At 63.6% G+C, this 18,652-nt stretch carries 17 protein-coding genes and 1 pseudogene; 13 read left to right on the forward strand and 5 right to left on the reverse strand.

Features of this window, described 5'->3' with window-relative positions; translation table 11 throughout:
* The gene (locus ACZYR5_RS24400; protein ID WP_489092181.1) at positions 1–696 is read right to left on the reverse strand and encodes a tRNA (adenine(22)-N(1))-methyltransferase; all 696 of its coding nucleotides are present in this window, start codon (positions 694–696) and stop codon (positions 1–3) included.
* A gap of 486 nt (positions 697–1,182) precedes the next feature.
* Between ACZYR5_RS24400 and ACZYR5_RS24405 the strand changes: the two genes are divergently transcribed.
* From ACZYR5_RS24405 to ACZYR5_RS24430, 6 genes and pseudogenes are all read left to right on the forward strand, one after another.
* Positions 1,183–2,034: an STAS domain-containing protein gene (locus tag ACZYR5_RS24405; protein ID WP_489091975.1), complete on the forward strand. Its 852-nt coding sequence runs from the start codon at positions 1,183–1,185 to the stop codon at positions 2,032–2,034.
* Positions 2,035–2,037: 3 nt separating this feature from the next.
* Positions 2,038–2,400 (forward strand): STAS domain-containing protein, encoded by a 363-nt coding sequence (locus tag ACZYR5_RS24410; protein ID WP_489091976.1) that lies wholly within the window; start codon positions 2,038–2,040, stop codon positions 2,398–2,400.
* A complete protein-coding gene (locus tag ACZYR5_RS24415) occupies positions 2,397–2,801 on the forward strand; it encodes an anti-sigma regulatory factor (protein ID WP_489091977.1) in 405 nt (134 codons plus the stop codon). Before ACZYR5_RS24410 ends, ACZYR5_RS24415 begins: the two co-directional genes overlap by 4 nt.
* The gene (locus ACZYR5_RS24420) at positions 2,798–3,808 is read left to right on the forward strand and encodes an ATP-binding protein (protein WP_489092182.1); all 1,011 of its coding nucleotides are present in this window, start codon (positions 2,798–2,800) and stop codon (positions 3,806–3,808) included. Before ACZYR5_RS24415 ends, ACZYR5_RS24420 begins: the two co-directional genes overlap by 4 nt.
* Positions 3,801–4,676, forward strand: coding sequence for a sensor histidine kinase (locus ACZYR5_RS24425; protein ID WP_489091978.1), 876 nt, complete (start codon positions 3,801–3,803; stop codon positions 4,674–4,676). Before ACZYR5_RS24420 ends, ACZYR5_RS24425 begins: the two co-directional genes overlap by 8 nt.
* Positions 4,666–6,626: pseudogene (locus ACZYR5_RS24430) on the forward strand (response regulator). The gene ACZYR5_RS24425 and the pseudogene ACZYR5_RS24430 overlap by 11 nt, the downstream one beginning before the upstream one ends.
* Before the next feature lie 21 nt (positions 6,627–6,647).
* On the opposite strand, the gene ACZYR5_RS24435 reads toward ACZYR5_RS24430, so the two are convergent.
* Positions 6,648–7,199, reverse strand: a complete 552-nt coding sequence (locus ACZYR5_RS24435; RefSeq protein WP_489091979.1) for a cytochrome b — start codon at positions 7,197–7,199, stop codon at positions 6,648–6,650.
* Between the two features lie 204 nt (positions 7,200–7,403).
* Here ACZYR5_RS24435 and ACZYR5_RS24440 point away from each other — a divergent pair, with 204 nt between their 5' ends.
* The 7 genes from ACZYR5_RS24440 to ACZYR5_RS24470 are packed head-to-tail and all read left to right on the forward strand — an operon-like array spanning position 7,404 to position 13,701.
* Positions 7,404–8,081 carry a thermostable hemolysin gene (locus ACZYR5_RS24440; RefSeq protein ID WP_489091980.1) on the forward strand — a complete coding sequence of 226 codons (678 nt, stop codon included), beginning with the start codon at positions 7,404–7,406 and terminating at the stop codon, positions 8,079–8,081.
* Positions 8,071–9,552 (forward strand): AMP-binding protein, encoded by a 1,482-nt coding sequence (locus ACZYR5_RS24445; RefSeq protein ID WP_489091981.1) that lies wholly within the window; start codon positions 8,071–8,073, stop codon positions 9,550–9,552. Before ACZYR5_RS24440 ends, ACZYR5_RS24445 begins: the two co-directional genes overlap by 11 nt.
* Positions 9,549–10,223, forward strand: coding sequence for an iron-containing redox enzyme family protein (locus ACZYR5_RS24450; protein WP_489091982.1), 675 nt, complete (start codon positions 9,549–9,551; stop codon positions 10,221–10,223). Before ACZYR5_RS24445 ends, ACZYR5_RS24450 begins: the two co-directional genes overlap by 4 nt.
* Entirely contained in the window at positions 10,210–11,019 is an 810-nt protein-coding gene (locus tag ACZYR5_RS24455) for an SDR family oxidoreductase (protein WP_489091983.1), read from the forward strand. The genes ACZYR5_RS24450 and ACZYR5_RS24455 overlap by 14 nt, the downstream gene beginning before the upstream one ends.
* The gene (locus ACZYR5_RS24460) at positions 11,016–11,660 is read left to right on the forward strand and encodes a tetratricopeptide repeat protein (protein WP_489091984.1); all 645 of its coding nucleotides are present in this window, start codon (positions 11,016–11,018) and stop codon (positions 11,658–11,660) included. Before ACZYR5_RS24455 ends, ACZYR5_RS24460 begins: the two co-directional genes overlap by 4 nt.
* A gap of 11 nt (positions 11,661–11,671) precedes the next feature.
* Entirely contained in the window at positions 11,672–12,334 is a 663-nt protein-coding gene (locus ACZYR5_RS24465) for a response regulator (RefSeq protein ID WP_489091985.1), read from the forward strand.
* Positions 12,331–13,701, forward strand: coding sequence for a sensor histidine kinase (locus ACZYR5_RS24470; RefSeq protein ID WP_489091986.1), 1,371 nt, complete (start codon positions 12,331–12,333; stop codon positions 13,699–13,701). The genes ACZYR5_RS24465 and ACZYR5_RS24470 overlap by 4 nt, the downstream gene beginning before the upstream one ends.
* 83 nt (positions 13,702–13,784) lie before the next feature.
* On the opposite strand, the gene ACZYR5_RS24475 is transcribed toward ACZYR5_RS24470, so the two are convergent.
* The 3 genes from ACZYR5_RS24475 to ACZYR5_RS24485 all read right to left on the reverse strand — a co-directional run bounded on the left by ACZYR5_RS24475 (position 13,785) and on the right by ACZYR5_RS24485 (position 18,588).
* Positions 13,785–15,443, reverse strand: coding sequence for an arylsulfatase (locus ACZYR5_RS24475; RefSeq protein WP_489091987.1), 1,659 nt, complete (start codon positions 15,441–15,443; stop codon positions 13,785–13,787).
* A 233-nt stretch (positions 15,444–15,676) separates the two neighbouring features.
* A complete protein-coding gene (locus ACZYR5_RS24480; RefSeq protein WP_489091988.1) occupies positions 15,677–16,126 on the reverse strand; it encodes a hypothetical protein in 450 nt (149 codons plus the stop codon).
* Between the two features lie 278 nt (positions 16,127–16,404).
* Entirely contained in the window at positions 16,405–18,588 is a 2,184-nt protein-coding gene (locus ACZYR5_RS24485) for a molybdopterin oxidoreductase family protein (protein WP_489092183.1), read from the reverse strand.
* Between the last annotated feature and the right edge of the window lie 64 nt (positions 18,589–18,652).

The raw sequence follows: 18,652 nt of genomic DNA on the forward strand, positions 1-18,652 counted from the left end.
TCAGCCGAGCAGTTCGGTGATCCAGCGTACCTGCTGCTGCAGCTCCGCGAGCTTTTCCGCGGGCACCGCCTGCCGCGCCCGGGCGAACTGCTCGAGGGTCTTGTGCCGCTCACGCAGCAGGCGTTGCCACTTGGCCAGGAAGACCGGGCTGCGGGCCTGCAGTTGCAGCGGGCCGAAGTACAGTTGCTCGGGGCTGTACTGCACCGGGCCGCTGCGCTCGGCGACGATGATCTCGTAGTAGAAGCGGTTTTCCCGCAGCACTTCCTCGAAGAGGATGCGGTAGCCGGTATCCATCAGCCATTGGCGCAGGGGCTGCTCGCCGCCGTTGGGCTGCAGGATCAGCCGCTCTGCGCCGCTCAAGCGATCCTTGCCGGCATCGAGAATGTCGCGGATGGTTTCGCCGCCCATGCCGCACAGACTGATGGCGTCGATTCGATCCTGCGCCTCGATCGCCGCCAGGCCGCTGGCCAGGCGCACGCTGATCGCGTGCTGCAAAGCGTTTTCACACACGCAACGTTCGGCAGCGCGAAACGGCGTCAACGCCACCTCCCCTGCCACCGCCGCCGCGATCAGGCCACGGCGCAGCAAGGCCACCGGCAGATAACCGTGGTCCGAGCCGATATCGGCCAGCCGCGCTCCCACCGGCACCTGCGCCGCGACGCGCTCCAGGCGCTGGGACAATGTCTGTTCGTTCAATGGCAAGGCCTTCTGTGCATCAACCCCGGCACCCACGGCCGGTTCGGGGGCGCGATTGTGTCGGCCTGCGCCAATATCCGCAATCACTGTAGGAGCTGGCTTGCCAGCGAACCAGACACCTCGGTACATCAGACACACCGCCTTCGCCGGCAAGCCGGCTCCTACAGGGTCATGCGTCGCACATCTATCCAGCGTCCGCCACAGAATTTGTAGGAGCTGGCTTGCCAGCGAAGGCCCCCGGGCGCCGCGTGCATTCAGAAAGCACGCGTTATCGTTGACGTGTTCGCTGCGATGCGGCGTCCCGACAAGCCAGCTCCTACACACTGCCCCCATCGTCCGCCCCGCTAAAACCAAGCCCTGCAACAACCGCTCTGCTATAAGTATTTCCATTTGTTTGCACAACTATTCCAGACGGTAAATGTCACTGTCTCTACGCCGCTCGTTTTCAACCGGGCCGCCCCCCATTCGTTACGGAGCAAAACGCACATGGCAGCACTGCAGAGCAGCACCCTCGAGGCAATGACGCACAACCAGGCACAGCTGCTGAGCGCATGGAGAAACGGCCTGGAAGCCAGCGGGGCGACCCGTAACGTGAAAGACCAGGACGTCCAGCAACAAACCAACGATTTCCTGCAACTGCTCGTCACTGGCCTGCAGAACAACAACGGCACCCACGTCGCCGCGGCGGGCTGGGACGAGACCCGTCTGTTCCTCGAAAAACTCTCCCAGAGCCGCGCCCTCCTCGGCCAGGATTCGCAGCAGACCGCCAGCTTCATCTTTTCCCTCAAGGGCCCGCTGTTCGCCCTGTTGCAGGTTCACTACAAGGACCAGCCGGCGCAACTCGCCGAACAGCTCTGGGAAATCTCCGAGCTGCTCGATGCGTTCGCCATGCACACCATCCGCACCTTCCAGAAGTCCCGCGAGGCGGTGATCAAGCGTCAGCAGGAAGAACTGCTGGAGCTGTCGACTCCGGTGGTGAAGCTATGGGACGGCGTGCTGGCGCTGCCAATGATCGGCACCCTCGACTCACAACGCACCCAGGTGGTGATGGAGTCGCTGCTGCAACGCATCGTCGATACCGGTTCGGAAATCGCCATCATCGACATCACCGGCGTGCCGACCGTCGACACCCTGGTGGCGCAACACCTGCTGAAAACCGTCACGGCGATCCGCCTGATGGGCGCCGATTGCATCATCAGCGGTGTGCGTCCGCAGATCGCCCAGACCATCGTCCATCTTGGCCTCGACCTGCAGGGCGTGGTGACCAAGGCCAATCTGGCCGACGCCCTGAAACTGGCGCTGACCCGCCTGGGCGTCAACCTCGTGAAGAACGCCTGAACCATGGAACGTATCCCGATTCTGCAAATGGGCGATTTCCTCTTGGTGACCATCCAGGTCGACATGCACGATCAGCTCGCGCTGACCTTGCAGGACGACCTGTCCGAGCGCATCAGCCGAACCTCTGCGCGGGGGGTGTTGATCGACATCTCGGCGCTGGACATGGTCGATTCATTCATCGGCCGGATGATCGGCACGATTTCCGGCCTGTCGAAAATCATGGACGCCGAGACGGTGCTGGTCGGCATGCAACCGGCGGTGGCGATCACCCTGGTCGAGCTGGGCATGACCCTGCCAGGCGTCAGCACCGCGCTCAATGTCGAGCGTGGCATGAAGCTGCTCCAGGACCGAGTGAACCGGCGATGACCGTACGCAGCAGCGGCACCCAAGGGATTCACATCGAGCAGGACGTGGTACTCGCCCGCCAGACCGCGCGCAAGTTGGCCACCGAATGCGGCATGCGCCTGATCGACCTGACCAAGCTGGTGACCGCCGTCAGCGAGCTGGCGCGCAACACCATGGTCTATGGCGGTGGCGGCGACATGGATTGGCAGATTCTCGACGAGAACCTCAAGGTCGGCCTGCGCCTGACCTTCCGCGACGAAGGCCCGGGCATCCCCGACATCAAGCTGGCGATGACCGACGGCTGGACCTCCGGCAGCGGCCTGGGCCTGGGCCTGACCGGCGCCAAGCGCCTGGTGGACGAGTTCGAACTGGACACCGCGCCCGGCCAGGGCACTCGCATAACGATCACCCGATGGACATGAATATTGGCGCAAGCCTGACGCAAGTGCTGCCCATCGAAGACAGCAGCCAGGTCGGCCATGCCCGGCGCACCGCCCAGCAGCTGGCCGAACGCCTCGGCTTCGATGAGCGCGATGCCGGGCGCGTGGCGCTGGTGACCACCGAGCTGGCGAGCAACGTGCTCAAGCACGCCAGCCACGGTGAACTGCACCTGCGGGTGTTGCCGCGTTCCAGTGGCTTTGGCATCGAGATCCAGACTATCGACCGTGCCAACGGCTTCGATCTGCACGCGTGCCTGGCCGACGGCTTTTCCAGCGCCGGCACCCACGGCATCGGCCTTGGCGCCATCACCCGGCAGGCCGAGGTATTCGACGCCTACGCCGACGACCGCGGTGCGGTGTTGCTGGCGCGCCTGTACCCACGCAGCGACCGCGAACCGGACATCCGTTACGGCGTCAGCCAGCATTCACTGCACGACGATCCGGCCTGTGGCGACACCTGGCACCTGGCGTACGAGGCGGGGCGCATCAGTGCGCTGGTGATCGACGGCCTGGGGCATGGCGAAGAAGCCGAGCACGCCAGCCGTGCCGGCGCACAAGCCTTCGCCCGAACGCCATTCGCCGACCCGCTGGCGTTAATGGACGACCTGCACCGCGACATGATCGGCAGCCGGGGCGGCGCCGTGGCCTTCAGCCAATTCGATGGCCGCAGCGCCAGCCTGACCTTTGCCGGCATTGGCAACATCGGTGCCTGCGTGGTCGGTGCCGAAAAATCTCGCGGCCTGGTGTCCCATCCCGGCATCGTTGGGGTGCAGTATCGAAAAGCCAAGCCCTTTGACTATGCGCAAGTGAACGAGCATCTATTGATCATGTACAGCGACGGCCTGCAGTCCCGTTGGAACCTGCACGACTACCCCGGCCTGGTCCATCGCCATCCGGCGGTGGTCGCCAGCGTCCTGCACCGCGACTTCTGTCGCGGGCGCGACGATGTCACGGTACTGGTCGTCGCCCTGGAGGTGAGCCATGGCTGAGCCGCCCATCCTCAGCCATGCCGAACAGGCTGCGCTGATCGCGCAACTGCAGGGCGAAACCGCCGCGCTGCGCGAAGAACTCGATGAAACCAATCAGGGTGTATTGGCCCTGTACGCCGAACTCGACATGCAGGCGCAAGCCCTGCGCCAGGCGTCGGACCTGAAAAGTCGCTTTCTGTCGTACATGAGCCACGAGTTCCGCACGCCGTTGGGCTCGATCCTCAGCATCAACAGCCTGCTGGCCGACGAACTGGACGGCCCGCTGAGTCCCGAGCAACACAAACAGGTGGCCTTCGTCAGCACCGCGGCGCGCGAACTCAGCGATATGGTCGACGACTTGCTGGACCTGGCCAAGATCGAGGCCGGGCGCATCACCATTTCGCCGGCCTGGTTCGACATGTTCGACCTGTTTTCCGCGCTGCGCGGGATGTTCCGGCCGATTGTCGATGCCAGCGCCGTGGACCTGATTTTCGAAGAACCGGTCGGTCTGCCGCGCCTGTACACCGACGATAAAAAACTGGCGCAGATCCTGCGCAACTTCATCGCCAACGCGCTGAAGTTCACCACCCGTGGTGAAGTGCGGGTCTCGGCGCGCCTTGAAGGAGCGGACAACGTGCGGTTTGCCGTCAGCGACACCGGCATCGGCATCGCCGCAGACCTGCACGGCTCACTGTTCGAGGACTTTGCCCAGGTCGACTCGCCCTTGCAGAAGCGCCTGCGCGGTACCGGGCTCGGTTTGTCGCTGTGCAAACGTTTCGCCAGCCTGCTGGGCGGCGAGGTCGGATTCCAGAGTGCACCGGGCGTTGGCTCGACCTTCTACGTGATCATCCCGTTGGCCATCGCTCAGGAGAACGTCGATGAAACGTGACATGCGCGTGTTGATTGTCGACGACAACGTTGCCACTCGCTACGCCTTGCGCCGGCGCCTGGAGCGACATGGCTATGAGGTGCTGGAGGCCGGGACCGGCAGGGACGGGCTGGCGCTGATTGCCCGGGAGGTGCTCGATGCACTGATCCTCGACGTCAATCTGCCGGACATGAGCGGCTTCGACATCGCCCGTGCCCTGCGGGCCGACAAGCGCACTGCCCTGCTGCCGGTGATCCACGTGTCGGCCGCGTCGATCCAGACCGACGACATCATCACCGGCCTCGATGCCGGCGCCGACGCCTACCTGATCCACCCCGTCGACCCGGACGTGCTGCTGGCGACCCTGCGCACCTTGCTGCGGGTGCGCGACACGGAAAATGCATTGCGCGAAAGCGAGGCGCGCTTTCGCGAAATCTTCGTCAATGTCTCCGCGCCCATCGCAGTGCTGGATGCCGACCTAAAGGTGCACGAGTGCAATCACGCCTTCACCCAGCTGATTCTCGACAACCGCGATCCCCAGGCACTGAGTGAATGTTTCGCCGAGGAGCAATGCGCCGTCCTCGACGAACTGCGCCTGCGCCTGGCCGACGGTGAGCGCTGGCAAGGCACCCTGAACATGCAGGTGCGCGGTGAGATTCGCGAGACCCAGTGGCAGATTTCCCCCTACCGCACGGCCGACCTGAGCCTGGCGTTCGTCGAGGACGTCACCGAACACCGCCTGCGCGAGCGTTCGCACCTGGCGCGCCTGGAAGACACCACCACCCAACTGGCCAAGGAAGTCGCCGAGCGGGTGCGCGCCGAGTCGCAATTGCTGCAGGTGCAGAAAATGGACGCCCTGGGCAAGCTCACCGGCGGCATCGCCCACGACTTCAACAACCTGCTGACCGGGATCATCACCAGCATGGAGTTGATCCAGAAGCGCGTGGCTGATAATCGTCCGGAGAAAATCAGGTTCTACGCCGAATCGGCCCTGAACTCGGCCATGAGCGCCGCCGCCCTGACCCACCGCTTGCTGGCCTTCGCCCGGCAGCAGCCGCTGGATACCCGCCCGGTGGATATCAACGAGCAGGTGCGCTCGCTGCAAGAGTTGCTGACCCGCACCATCGGTGAACGCATCACCCTCAGGCTCGAGCTGACCAACAAGCCGGCGATTGCCCTGGTCGATCCGAGCCAGCTGGAAAGTGCCCTGCTCAACCTGGTGATCAACGCCCGCGATGCCCTGCCCCAGGGCGGCAACATCTGGGTCAACACCTACGCGGCCTATTCCCATGGCGATCCCAATCTGGCCGATGGTGCCTACGTGGCGCTGGCCGTGCGCGATGACGGCACCGGCATCGAACACCACGTGATCGACAAGGTCTTCGACCCCTTTTTCACTACCAAACCCCTGGGCCAGGGCACCGGCCTGGGGCTGTCGACGATCTACGGATTTGCCCGCCAGTCCGGCGGCGATGCGCACATCCGCAGCGTCGCGACCCGAGGCACCGAGGTCACCATCATGTTGCCGGCCACCAGCGAACCGACCGTCAGCGACAACAAGGCCGAGCCTGCGCCAATCCCCTGCAGCGGCGAACATGTGCTGCTGGTGGAGGACATGGCATCGGTCAGGATGTTCGTCAGCGAAGTCCTGGAAGATGCCGGTTACCGCTGTACCCAGGCGCCCGACATTGAAACCGCCCTGGAGCGACTGCAGGGTGACCCGTCAATCAACCTGCTGCTGACCGACGTCGGTTTGCCGCGCATGAGCGGGCGGGAATTGGCGGATGTCGCCAGGGGCTGCCGATCCTGTTCATGACCGGCTACGCGGAGAACGCCCTCAACCGCCAGAGCTTCCTCGACGATGGCATGCAGATGCTGGTCAAGCCGTTCCAGATCAGCGAACTGCTGGTCAAGGTCCGCGACGCCCTCGCTGATGCCCGCAGTGACGCTGCTGATCGAGCTGAAGGCTGACTCCCGGCGTAACCGCTCGGTTCAGTAGCGGTTACGCTCAAGCAGCATCCGGTTCAAGGTGTTGTCACGCACCCAATAGTGATGAAACAGGCCCGCCGCCGCATGCAGGCCGATCAACCAGTAACCGCTGCTGCCCAGCAGTTCATGCCAGTACTTGAGGCGCTTGGCCAGGTCGGGATCAACCGCCACCGGCGCTGGCAGGTGGAAGCCGAAGTAGGGAAAGCCTTTGTCGCCAGCGGCCAGCATCAGCCATGCAAGGATCGGCGTGGCGATCATCAGTACGTACAGCGCCAGGTGCATAAGATGGGAGAGACCGGTCTGCCAGGCGGGCGGCTTCGGGATGATCGGCGGGCGCGGGGTCAGGCGGCCGAGCAGACGCAGCCACACCAGGGCAAAGATGCTCAGGCCGAACAGGCCATGAAAGCCCATCAGCAAACTCCGTGCGCTGCTGCCTCTGGGCAGCATGCCTTTGAGCTCGACGCTGGCATAGACGCCAACGAACAGCGCGAGCATCAGCCAGTGCAGGATGATCGACAGGTTGGCGTAACGGGTGACGGCGACGTTGCGGGTCATAAGCGCCTCGTGATGGGGTGAGCGACGGCCTCGTGATTCGGCCGTCTCGAATCGGTTGCAGGACAAACCGACGGCGTCACCCTGCCCTGTTTGCCTTAAGCCAATCTGAAGACGGTCAAATCATTAACCTTTTTTCACCTTCAGACTTCGTTAAGAAAGGCACCGGATACTCCGCTCAAACCTATTGAGGGAGGCGTCCTGCCCATGCCCGATCCTGACTGGAACATTGCCCTGCCCCTGCACTTCGGCCAGGCCGAAACGCCGCAGATGAGCCTGTCCGGCGCGGTGGCCGGCGACCCGCAGCGAGCGCTGTTCGAGGCCTTCATCCAGCAGCGCTTTCGCCAGGCGCACGGTGCCGATATCCGCCAGTTCATGCCTGAATTGTTCGGCGTACAGAACAGCAGCGGCCAACTGTGCGCGGTGGCCGGCGTACGTCGGGCGCATCTTGAAGCGCTGTTTCTCGAACGCTACCTGGACGATCCCATCGAACCGCTGATCAGTGCCGCCGCCGAACGTCCCGTGCCACGACGGGACATCGTCGAAGTCGGCAACCTCGCCGCCAGCGACACCGGCAGCGCACGCCTGAGCATCATCGCCATCACCTACCTGCTGGCCATGGGGGGGCTGGAGTGGGTGACGTTCACCGGCAATATCGGCCTGGTCAACAGCTTCCATCGCCTGGGCCTGAAGCCGGTCACGCTGTGCGCCGCCGACCCGGAACGCCTCGGTGAAGATCGCCACCACTGGGGCAGTTATTACGAGAGCAAGCCCTGGGTGCACGTCGGCAACATCCGCGCCGGCTTCATCCATTTGCGCAACATTGGACTGTTCACCCGGCTGGGATTGCCGACTTCACTTGAAGGGGCCTTCCATGTCGCTTGAACTGCAACGCTTTCAGGAAACCCTGCGCGACCACGCCGGGCGCAACGACGGCCGTGTCGCCCTTTGGGGCGACACCCTGAAAATCGACTACACCACGCTCTACGCCGAATTGCTCTATCGCCAGGAGCGTTTGCGCGATGAACAGGTGCAGGTCATCGCCCTCGCGCTGGACAACGGCGTCGAAGCGATGCTCTGGGACCTGGCGATCCTGTTCGAAGGCCTGACCTGCGTCAGCCTGCCGCCGTTTTTCAGTGCGGCGCAGCGGGTCCATTGCCTTGAGCAGAGCCAGGCCGAACGGGTGATCGCCGAGCCGCACCTGCACGCCGAATTGCTGGCCGCCGGCTACGAAGCTCGCGGCGAGTTCTGGTGTCGCACCTTCACCGCTGCCAGCCCCCTGCCCGCCGGCACCGCCAAACTGACCTTCACCTCCGGCACCACCGGCACGCCCAAAGGCGTCTGCCTGAGCGCCGACAGCCTGCTACGGGTCGCGCGGGAGCTGGAGCAAGCCAGTCATGCCAAGGCGCCACAGCACCATGTGGCGCTGCTGCCACTGGCGATTCTGCTGGAGAATCTTGGCTGTTACGCAGCGCTGTACGCTGCGGCGACACTGAGCCTGCCGAGCCAGAAAACCCTTGGCCTGCAGGGCGCCAGTGGCGTCGATGCGCCGCGCTTGCTCGGTTATCTGGCCAGCCGTCAGCCGGAAAGCCTGATTCTGGTGCCGCAGTTGCTGTTACTGCTGGTCAGTGCCGCCGAACAACGCGCCTTCAATCCGCGCACCCTGCGTTTTGCCGCCGTGGGTGGCGCGCGGGTGGCCGAGGACTTGCTGCGTCGCGCGCAACGGGTCGGCCTTGCGGTTTATGAAGGCTATGGCTTGTCCGAGTGCGCGTCGGTGGTCTGCCTCAACCGCCCCGGCGCCGAACGGGCGGGCAGCGTTGGCCGACCGCTGCCCCATGTCGAGGTGCGCCTGGCCGAGGACGGCGAAGTGCTGATCAAGGGCTCGCTGCTGCTCGGTTATCTGGGTGAGCCGCTGGCCGTCGACGAATGGTGGCCGAGCGGCGATCTGGGTGAGTTCGATGCCGACGGCTTTCTCTATCTCAAGGGCCGCAAGAAACACCAGTTCGTCACCAGTTACGGGCGCAACGTCAACCCGGAATGGGTCGAGTCGGAGTTGACCCAGCGCAGCCACATCGCCCAGGCGTTCGTCTACGGCGAAGCCCTGCCGCACAACCATGCACTGCTTTGGCCGCATCGCGAGACGTGCAGCGATACCGAACTGGCCACCGCCGTGGCCGAGGCCAATGCCGCCTTGCCCGATTACGCCCAGGTCCATCACTGGACCCGCCTGACCCAACCCTTCAGCGCCGCCAACGGTTTGCTGACCGCCAACGGACGCCCGCGTCGCGACGCCATTCTCGCGTTGTACCGCGAGCACCTGACCGAACCCGCCCTTTATGAGGAGTCACCATCATGAATTTTTTCGACACCCTGCAAGAAGCCACGCAGCAGGAACGCCATGAGTTGTTCAACCTGCCGGTCATCCGCGATGCGCTGCAAGGCGAGGTCAGCCTGGAGAGCTATCGGGCGTTTCTCGCTCAGGCCTACTACCACGTGCGCCACACCGTGCCGCTGATGATGGCCTGTGGCGCGCGCCTGCCGACTCGCCTGGAGTGGCTGCGCAAGGCGGTGTGCGAGTACATCGAGGACGAATATGGCCATGAACAGTGGGTACTCGATGACATCGCCGCCTGTGGCGGTGATCGCGACGCCGTTCGGGACGGCCAGCCGTCGCTGCCGATCGAACTGATGGTCAGTTTTCTATACGACCAGATTGCCCGCGGTAACCCGGTGGCACTGTTTGGCATGGTCAACGTGCTCGAGGGCACCAGCATCGCCCTGGCCACCCACGCGGCGGGCAGCATTCGTGAACGCCTGGCGCTGCCGGAAAGCGCCTTCAGCTACCTCAGCTCCCACGGTTCGCTGGACATCGAACACATGCAGACCTACCGCCGCCTGATGAACACCCTGCAGGATCCGGACGACCAGGCAGCGGTGATCCACGCCTCGAAAGTCGTCTATCGCCTCTACAGCGATATGTTCCGCGGCCTGCCACGCGACCTGGAGACTCAGCATGCAGCTGCATGACGCCCGCGTGGTCTTGACCGGCGCCAGTGGCGGCATCGGCCTGGCCATTGTCCAGGCCCTGTGCGCGGCCGGTGCGCAGGTATTGGCTGTCGCGCGACATCAGGAAGCACTTCTGCCGATGCTCAAGCGCTACCCGCAGCAGCTGCGCTGGGTCGCCGCCGACCTGACCGTCGAAGGTGACCGGCGCAAGGTGTTGGCCGCCGCGCAGGCTGTCGGCGGCATCAACCTGCTGATCAACGCCGCCGGGGTCAATCACTTCGCCATGCTCGAACAGCTCGATGACAGCGAGATCAACGCCATGCTGGCGGTGAACATCAGCGCGCCGATCTGCCTGACCCGGCTGCTGCTGCCACTGCTCAAGCAGGCCGACAGCGCGATGGTGGTCAATGTCGGCTCCACCTATGGCTCGATCGGCTACCCCGGTTATGCCGGCTACTGCGCCAGCAAATTTGCCTTGCGCGGGTTCTCCGAAGCCTTGCGCCGGGAGCTGGCGGATACCCGCGTCAGCGTGCTGTACGTGGCACCGCGCGCGACGCGCACCTCGATGAACAGCGCCGCCGCACAGGCGCTCAACGATGCACTCAAGGCCAACGTCGACGATCCGCAAGCCGTGGCGTCAGCGGTGGTGCATGCCATTGCCGGCGATCGTCGCGAGCTTTACCTGGGCTGGCCGGAGCGATTTTTCGTGCGCCTCAACAGCCTGCTACCCAACCTGGTGGATCGCGGCCTGCGCAAGCAATTGCCATTGATCCGTCGCCTGAGTGAAAAACCCGAGAACGAGCCACCAAAATCATGAAGAAAATCCTCGCATGCCTGCTGCTGGGTGCCCTCAGCCAAAGTGTCTGGGCCCTGGACGCCGCTGATCAACAACGCCTGGGCAACATCCAGCAGAGCTGGGCGCACATCCAGTATGAAACCCCGGAAAAACAGCGCGCCGCCGCCTTCGAGCAACTGGCGAGCCAGGCCGCGACCTTCACCACCGAGCGTCCGGCCGTGGCCGAGGCCTGGATCTGGAAGGGCATCGTCACCAGCAGCTGGGCCGGCGCCGAAGGCGGTCTCGGCGCACTGGCCAAGGCCAAGCAGGCCAAGGCCGATCTGGAAAAATCCCTGAACCTCGACCCCAAGGCGCTGCAAGGCTCGGCCTACACCAGCCTCGCCGCACTGTATGATCGGGTGCCGGGCTGGCCGATCGGCTTCGGCGACAGCGACAAGGCCGAGCAATTGCTGAAACAGGCGCTGCTGCTCAATCCCGACGGCATCGACAGCCTGTACTTCTGGGGCGATCACCTGTTTCGTCAGAAACGCTACGCTGAAGCCAAGGCCGCGCTGACCAAAGCCCTGCATGCGGCGCCCAGACCGGGCCGGGAAAGTGCCGACGCCGGACGCCGCAAAGACATCGCCACGCTGCTGGTGGACGTGAACAAGAAACTCGAATGACAGGAGTCCCCGTGCGTTTACTACTGATTGAGGATGATGTTGCGCTGGGTGAAGGCATTCACCAGGCGCTGGGCCGCGAGGGTTATACCGTCGACTGGCTGAAGGACGGCAGCAGCGCGTTGCATGCATTGCTCAGCGAAACCTTCGACCTGGCGGTGCTGGACCTGGGCCTGCCACGCATGGACGGCCTTGAAGTCCTGCGCCACCTGCGTGACAGCGGCGCGACCCTGCCGGTGCTGATCCTCACCGCCCGCGATGCCACCGAGGACCGCATCGCCGGGCTCGATGCCGGAGCGGACGATTACCTGGTCAAACCCTTTGATCTGGCGGAGCTCAAGGCGCGCTTGCGGGCGCTGCTACGGCGCAGTGCCGGGCGCGCGCAAAGCGTCATCGAGCACGCCGGCATCTGTCTGAACCCCGGCACTCAGCAAGTCAGCTATCGCGGCCAGCCCGTGGCGCTGACCCCCAAGGAATATCAGCTGCTGCACGAACTGCTGTCGCCACCGGGGCGGGTAATGACGCGCGATCAGCTGATGCAATTGCTCTACGGCTGGAGCGAAGAAGCCGAAAGCAACACGTTGGAAGTGCATATCCATCACCTGCGCAAGAAGTTCTCCACCGATCTGATCCGCACCATTCGCGGTGTGGGTTATCTGGTGGAGGAACGTCAATGACCTCGATCCGCCGGCGTACGCTGACCCTGATCATCGGCCTGTTGCTGGCCGGGCTGGCGGTGCTCAGTGTGTTCAACGTCCACGACAGCAATCACGAGATTGCCGAAGTGTACGATGCCCAACTGGCGCAGAACGCCCGGCTGCTGCAAGGGGTGATGCGCATGCCGTTGGCGGGGCAACAACACGCCGACCTGTACCGGGCCTTCAACGCGGCCCTGGGGGAGGCGGTGCCGCACGGCGACGGCCATCCTTACGAACGCAAGATTGCCTTTCAGGTGTGGGATCCGGCGGGCAACGTATTGGTGCATACCGCCAGCGCGCCGTCCTTCGCGACACCGCCGGGCACCCCGGGGTTCAGCGACGTGGTGGACCTGAATAACCGGCATTGGCGCGCCTTCATGCTCCACGACCAGGACAATGGCTTGCGCATCTGGGTCGGCGAGCGCGATGACGTGCGAGCCGATCTGGTGGACCGCATCATCCGCCACACCCTGTGGCCCAACGTGATCGGCAGTCTACTGCTGGCGGCCCTGGTCTGGTTCGCCATCGGCTGGGGCCTCAAGCCGTTGGCTGACATGGCCGCGACCCTGCGCGCCCGCCACAGTGGCTCGCTCGAGCCGTTGCAACTGACCCCGCTGCCCAGCGAGCTGGAACCGATGCAGGCTGCCCTCAACCGAATGCTCGCGCAGATCCAGGAGGTGCTCGGACGCGAGCACCGCTTCATCGCCGATGCCGCCCATGAAATGCGCACGCCGCTGGCGGTGCTGCGGGTCCACGCACAAAACCTGCAGGAGGCCGGCACCGAAGAGGAGCGCCGTGAGTCACTGGCGTTTCTGATTGCCGGTGTGGACCGCACCAGTCGCCTGGTCAATCAATTGCTGACCATGGCCCGCCTCGAGCCCAAGCCCGGCGCTCGCGCCATGCCCAGCATCGACCTCGGCGAAACCGTGCGCAACAGCCTGGTGCAACTGGCGCCGTGGCTATTGAGTAAAAATCTGGAACTGGCCTTCGAGGAAACCGAGCACTCGATTCAGGTGTCAGCCAGCAGTAGCGCCATCGAGATCGCCCTGGGCAACCTGATCACCAATGCCGCCAACTTCTCCCCGGACAACGGCGTCATCACCGTGAAGCTGGAACAGGCCGAGGGCTTCTGCCATCTGAGTGTCGAAGACCAGGGGCCAGGCATTGACGAAGCGGATCGCGAGCGATTGTTCGAGCGTTTCTACAGCCGTGGCAACGTCCAGGGGGCAGGACTGGGGCTGACCATCGTCAACACCATCGCGACGCAGTTGGGTGGACGTATCAGCCTGGTCAATCGTGCCGAAGGTGGCTTGCGGGCGACGTTATCGATGCCAAGCCAATCTTGAACCACTGATCATCACGCACTGCGGCCACGCCCCCCTACTGCAGCGGCGGCCCCTGCCCGGGCCGCCCTGTTCGGTGGCCGGGTTCAGTTGCCGACCGGCAACGGCAGGTTGACCCCTTCTTTTTGCAGCACTTCGCGTACCCATTGGAATTTCTGGTACTGCGACAGTTCGATCGGCCCGTCATACCCCATGCTCTGCAGTTTGCGCGGCGGGTACTTGAGGTAGGTCTGCATCAGTTTGCCGATGGCCTGGCTGATCGGCACCATGGTCCAGGTGCGCTCGGTGAAGTTGTTCATGAACAGGTCATAGCGCTCTTGCGGGTCCTGCCACAGGTCGAAGACTTGCGGCACGGTGGCGACGTATTTCGCCGCGCCTTTCCAGCCGAGGTTCGAATCCACCGCCAGGCCACCGGTTTGCGCGCCGTCGTCACCGCGCAGGTTGAACACCGCCTTGTAGTTGCCCACACGTGCCGCCCCTGGCGTCAACTCGTTCTCGGTGAAGTAGAACCACTCCTTGCGCGGCGACGGACCGCTGCCCGTCAGCACGGGCGTCATGTCGTAGCTGTCGAAGATGATCGGCTGTCCCTCGCGATCTTTCTCCGGCAGTTTCACCCCGGCCACCGAGGCGAAGGTTGCCATCAGGTCCAGGCCACCGAGGAGCTCGTGGTTTTTCGTGTCCGGCTTGATCTTGTCCGGCCACACGGCAATCGCCGGCACCCGGTTGCCGCCCTCGCGCACCGTGCCCTTGGTGCCGCGGAACGGGGTGTAGCCGGCGTCCGGGTAAACGTCCTGCCAGGCGCCGTTGTCGGTGGTGTAGACCACCAGGGTGTTTTTATCCAGCCCGAGTGCCTTGAGCTTGGCCATGATCCGGCCGATGTGGGTATCCAGTTCCACCACCGAGTCGGCGTATTTGGATTTGGACATCGACTTATGGACGAACTCCGGAGCGGGCATGTTCGGTTGGTGGACTTTCATGAAGTTGACGTTGATGAAGAACGGCTTGTCTGACTTGGCCGCCGTGTCGAGAAACTCCAATGCGGCTTTTTCGACATAGTTGTCAAAGAACGGAATCCCCACCACCCCGGGTTTGCCGTCGACCACTGGCGTGTCGACGTACTGTCCGTTGACCTTGAACTCTTCCACCGCCTTCTCCCCTGCTTTGCCGGACAACGCGCCCTGGGTCACGCGCTGGAACATCGCCCGGGTCTCCGGGTCCATGTCGGGGAACCAGGTCGGGTCGGCATAGGTGTAGGCATTGAGGTGGTACAGGCCGACGTACTTCATCACGTCGTAGCCCTGGGCATTGGGCAACGCGTAGTCGGCTTCACCCAGGTGCCACTTGCCGGTGAAATAGGTGTCGTAGCCGCCGGTCTTGAGCACCGAAGCCAGGGTCCACTCGGCGGCCGGCAAACCACCGCCCTGGCCCTGGAAGGCCACGGTGGTCATGCCGCTGCGATTGGGTATCCGCCCGGTTTGCATGGCTGCCCGGCCGGGGGTACAGCTGGGCTGGGCGTAGAACGAAAAGAAGGTCACCCCTTCTGCCGCCAGTTCGTCGATGCTCGGGGTTGGCATACCGCGCCCCACCCCACCCCCATAAGGGCCAAGATCACCATAGCCGGTGTCGTCGGAGACAATAAACAGGATATTCGGTTTGGCGGTTTGTGCCCCCTGGGCCAATCCGCCGAGTGCCATCAGTGCCGCGAATACAACAGACAACCTGAAACGATCCGATAGCTGTTCCATACCAGGATTCCTCAGTGTTTCATGGTGTTGGCAACCGGGTGATGAGTGCACAACTGCACAACCCTTGATGCAATGACCACCGAGTCGATCGCCCAAGTACTGCGTACAGATAAGACCCTGTACTGGTCAGGCGCAGAAAGGAGTCTAGTGCCGAGCTGAAAATTGAAGGCTGCTCGCGATGACTGGTCGAAGTTCCTCAGTACAAACGTGTGATCAGCCCATCGCCGGACACTTCATCGCGTGGCCTGTGCCACATCGCCGCAGAAAATATCCAGGTTGCCGTCTTCAGGGGCCGTACGCACCACCATCGAGTACTTGCCGGAGATCAACTCAGACAATGCAATGGGCGCACTGCGATAAAAGGTCCAACCCTTGGTGCCAGCCGCACTTTCGGTATTGACCTTATCGTTCATGGCAAAGGCGGTTGCTCCGGATTGCTGGCAGCCGCCTTTATTGATGAAGGTATAAATGCGCGGGGGCAACAGCGTGCCCTCGGGTACGCCGGTGATGTAGAAGTCGAAGTTGGTTTGATTGCCGACGCCGGTCAAGGTGGTATTGGCGATATGTCCGGGATTGTTGTGGGTGGCTGCCAGCGGCAGGCTCATGGATTGTTTCGATGAACTACTGCAGCCAACCAGAGTTGCCGCAATCAACAGTGTTGCGAGAGGGATACAGGGTTTCATTGCCGACCTCCAATAAAGGAAGAAGTGCGTTTGGGGGAACTTGGGTATAGCTCATCCGTGGAGTTTTGCGACTGGGTGTATGGAACGGGCTAATAAAAAAGCCCGCACTGGGCGGGCATCGGCGACGATCTACAGCGAATCACGCAGCCGATCCAGGGTCACTCGCAGGCATGTCCCGGGTCTCATCATCTTGCGTTCATCTGCGGATCGGTGTCCGGGTGCTCACTGACAACCGGTCCACGCTTTCAATTGAGAAACGGCGAGTCCTCGTACTGCCTTCAGTCCTCGCGGTAGCGCAGCAGTGTCACCGGCACTCCATTGAGTACCGCATTCCCCGACAACTCATCGATCAGTCGCTCATCAGTGAGGTCATTCATGCTGATGCCGGGGTTGGCTTGCGCGGTACTGATGCGCATGCCCGGACGATGATGGCCCCAGCCATGGGGCAGGCTGACCACGCCGGGCATGATGTCTTCAGTGAGTTTCACGGTCACGATCAGCTCGCCCCTGGCCGATATCAGCCGCGCCTGTTCACGATTGCCCAGGCCGTGGGCGGCGGCATCCTGCGGGTGCAGGAACAGCGCGCAGCGTTCCTTGCCCTTCACCAAGCGGTAGCTGTTGTGCATCCAGGAGTTGTTGGTGCGCAGGTCCCGTCGGCCGATCAGCAGCAGGCCCGGCCTGGCCGGCTCGCCGAAGCGTTGGCACAGGCGGTCAAGGTCCTGTACCAGCAGCGCCGGCGCCAGATCGATTTTCTTGTCCGTCGTGAACAACCGTCCCGGCAGGGAGGGCTTGAGCGGCCCCAGGTCGATACCGTGGGGATGCTGCTTCAGCCTGGCCAGGGTCAGGCCCTTGGGCACGAACGGGTTGATCCGGGCCAGCCAGCCACCGACATTGCCGTAGGGGCCCTGGCGCAGGCCTCGATCAAGGATGCGCTGGGGCGTGTAATAGCTGCCCAGACCTGCCTTGAGCCGGTACTTGAGACGTTGTGACAGCGGCTTGCGAGCGATTTTGTGGCGCTCCATGCGCTGGCACAGGTCGGTGAAGATATCCCAGTCGGAACGGGTTCCCGGCGGATGGGGGAACAGCGCTTCGGCGTACTTGGCGACGTTGTGCACCGAGAACAGGTTGAACACCAGATCGTACTGCTCGTGCTCGAACGGTCCCGTGGGCGGCAGGATGATGTGGGCGTGGCGCGTGGTTTCGTTGAGGTAGAAGTCCACCGAAACCATGAATTCCAGTTGCTCCAGCGCCTGTTCCAGTTGTCGGCCGTTGGGCGAGGACAGCACCGGGTTACCCGCGACACTGACGAAGGCGCGCACCTGGCCCGGGCCTGGCACCAGCATCTCCTCGGCCATGGCCACGGTCGGCAGTTCGCGACTGAACTCGGGCAGGCCCCGCACCCGGCTGCGGTAGCGGTCAAAGCCGCCGCGCCCGCTGGTCTTCAGCAGGTCGACCGCCGGCGTGCTGAACATCATGCCGCCGGCGCGGTCGAGGTTTCCGGTGAGGATGTTCAGCAGGTTGATCAGCCAGTGGTTGAGGGCGCCGAATTCCTGGGTAGAGATGCCCATGCGGCCGTAGCACACCGCCTGGTCGGCGCTGGCGAATTCGACGGCGATGCGCTCGATATCCGCCACGGCAATACCGGTGTGCTCGGCAATCCGCGCCAGCGGCACGCGCTCGAGCAGCGCGCTCAGCGTCTCCCAGCCCTTGGCCAGCTCCAGCAGGCGACCGGGCTTGCTCAGTCGACGCTGGAGGATCACCTGCAGCAGGCCGAGCAGGAACAGGGCATCGGTGCCGGGCTGGATAAACTGGTGCTCGCTGGCGTACAGCGCGGTTTCCGTACGCCGCGGGTCGATCAGCACGATCTTGCCGCCGCGGGCGGTGATGCCCTGAAGACGCGCGAGCACGTCACCGGCAGACATCAGGCTGCCGTTGGAGGCCGCCGGGTTGGCGCCGAGCATCAGCATGTAGTCAGTGCGGTCGATGTCCGGGATGGTGAACAGCTGGCTGTGCCCGTACATCAGGTAGGAGACCAACTGGTGCGGCATCTGGTCGAGGGTGGAGGCGGAGAACAGGTTGCGCGTGCCCAGCGCCTGGCGAAAACGTCCCATGCTCAGCAGGATGCCCAGGTTATGGGCAATCGGGTTGCCCCAGTAGGCCGCCAGCGCATCCTTGCCATGACGGGCCTGGATGTCGAGCAGGCGGCTGGCCACTTCTTCCAGGGCGTCGTCCCAGGAAATCGGCAGCCACTGATCGCCCATGCGCTTGAGCGGTGTGCGCAGGCGTTCGGGGTCGTTGTGCAGATCCTGCAGGGCGTAACCCTTGGGGCAAATATGGCCCCGGCTGTGGGGATCGTCGGGGTCGCCGGCGATGGCGATGATCGTGTCGCCCTGGTAGTCGACTCGGATGCCGCACATGGATTCGCACAAAGTACAGGTGCGAAAATGGGTTCTGGTTTCCACGCCGGGCAGGTCAGTGATGCCAGCCGCGGTTTGCTTGACGACGTCGACCACGGCCTCGGGCCGT

The sequence above is a fragment of the Pseudomonas sp. F007 genome, assembly GCF_057814275.1.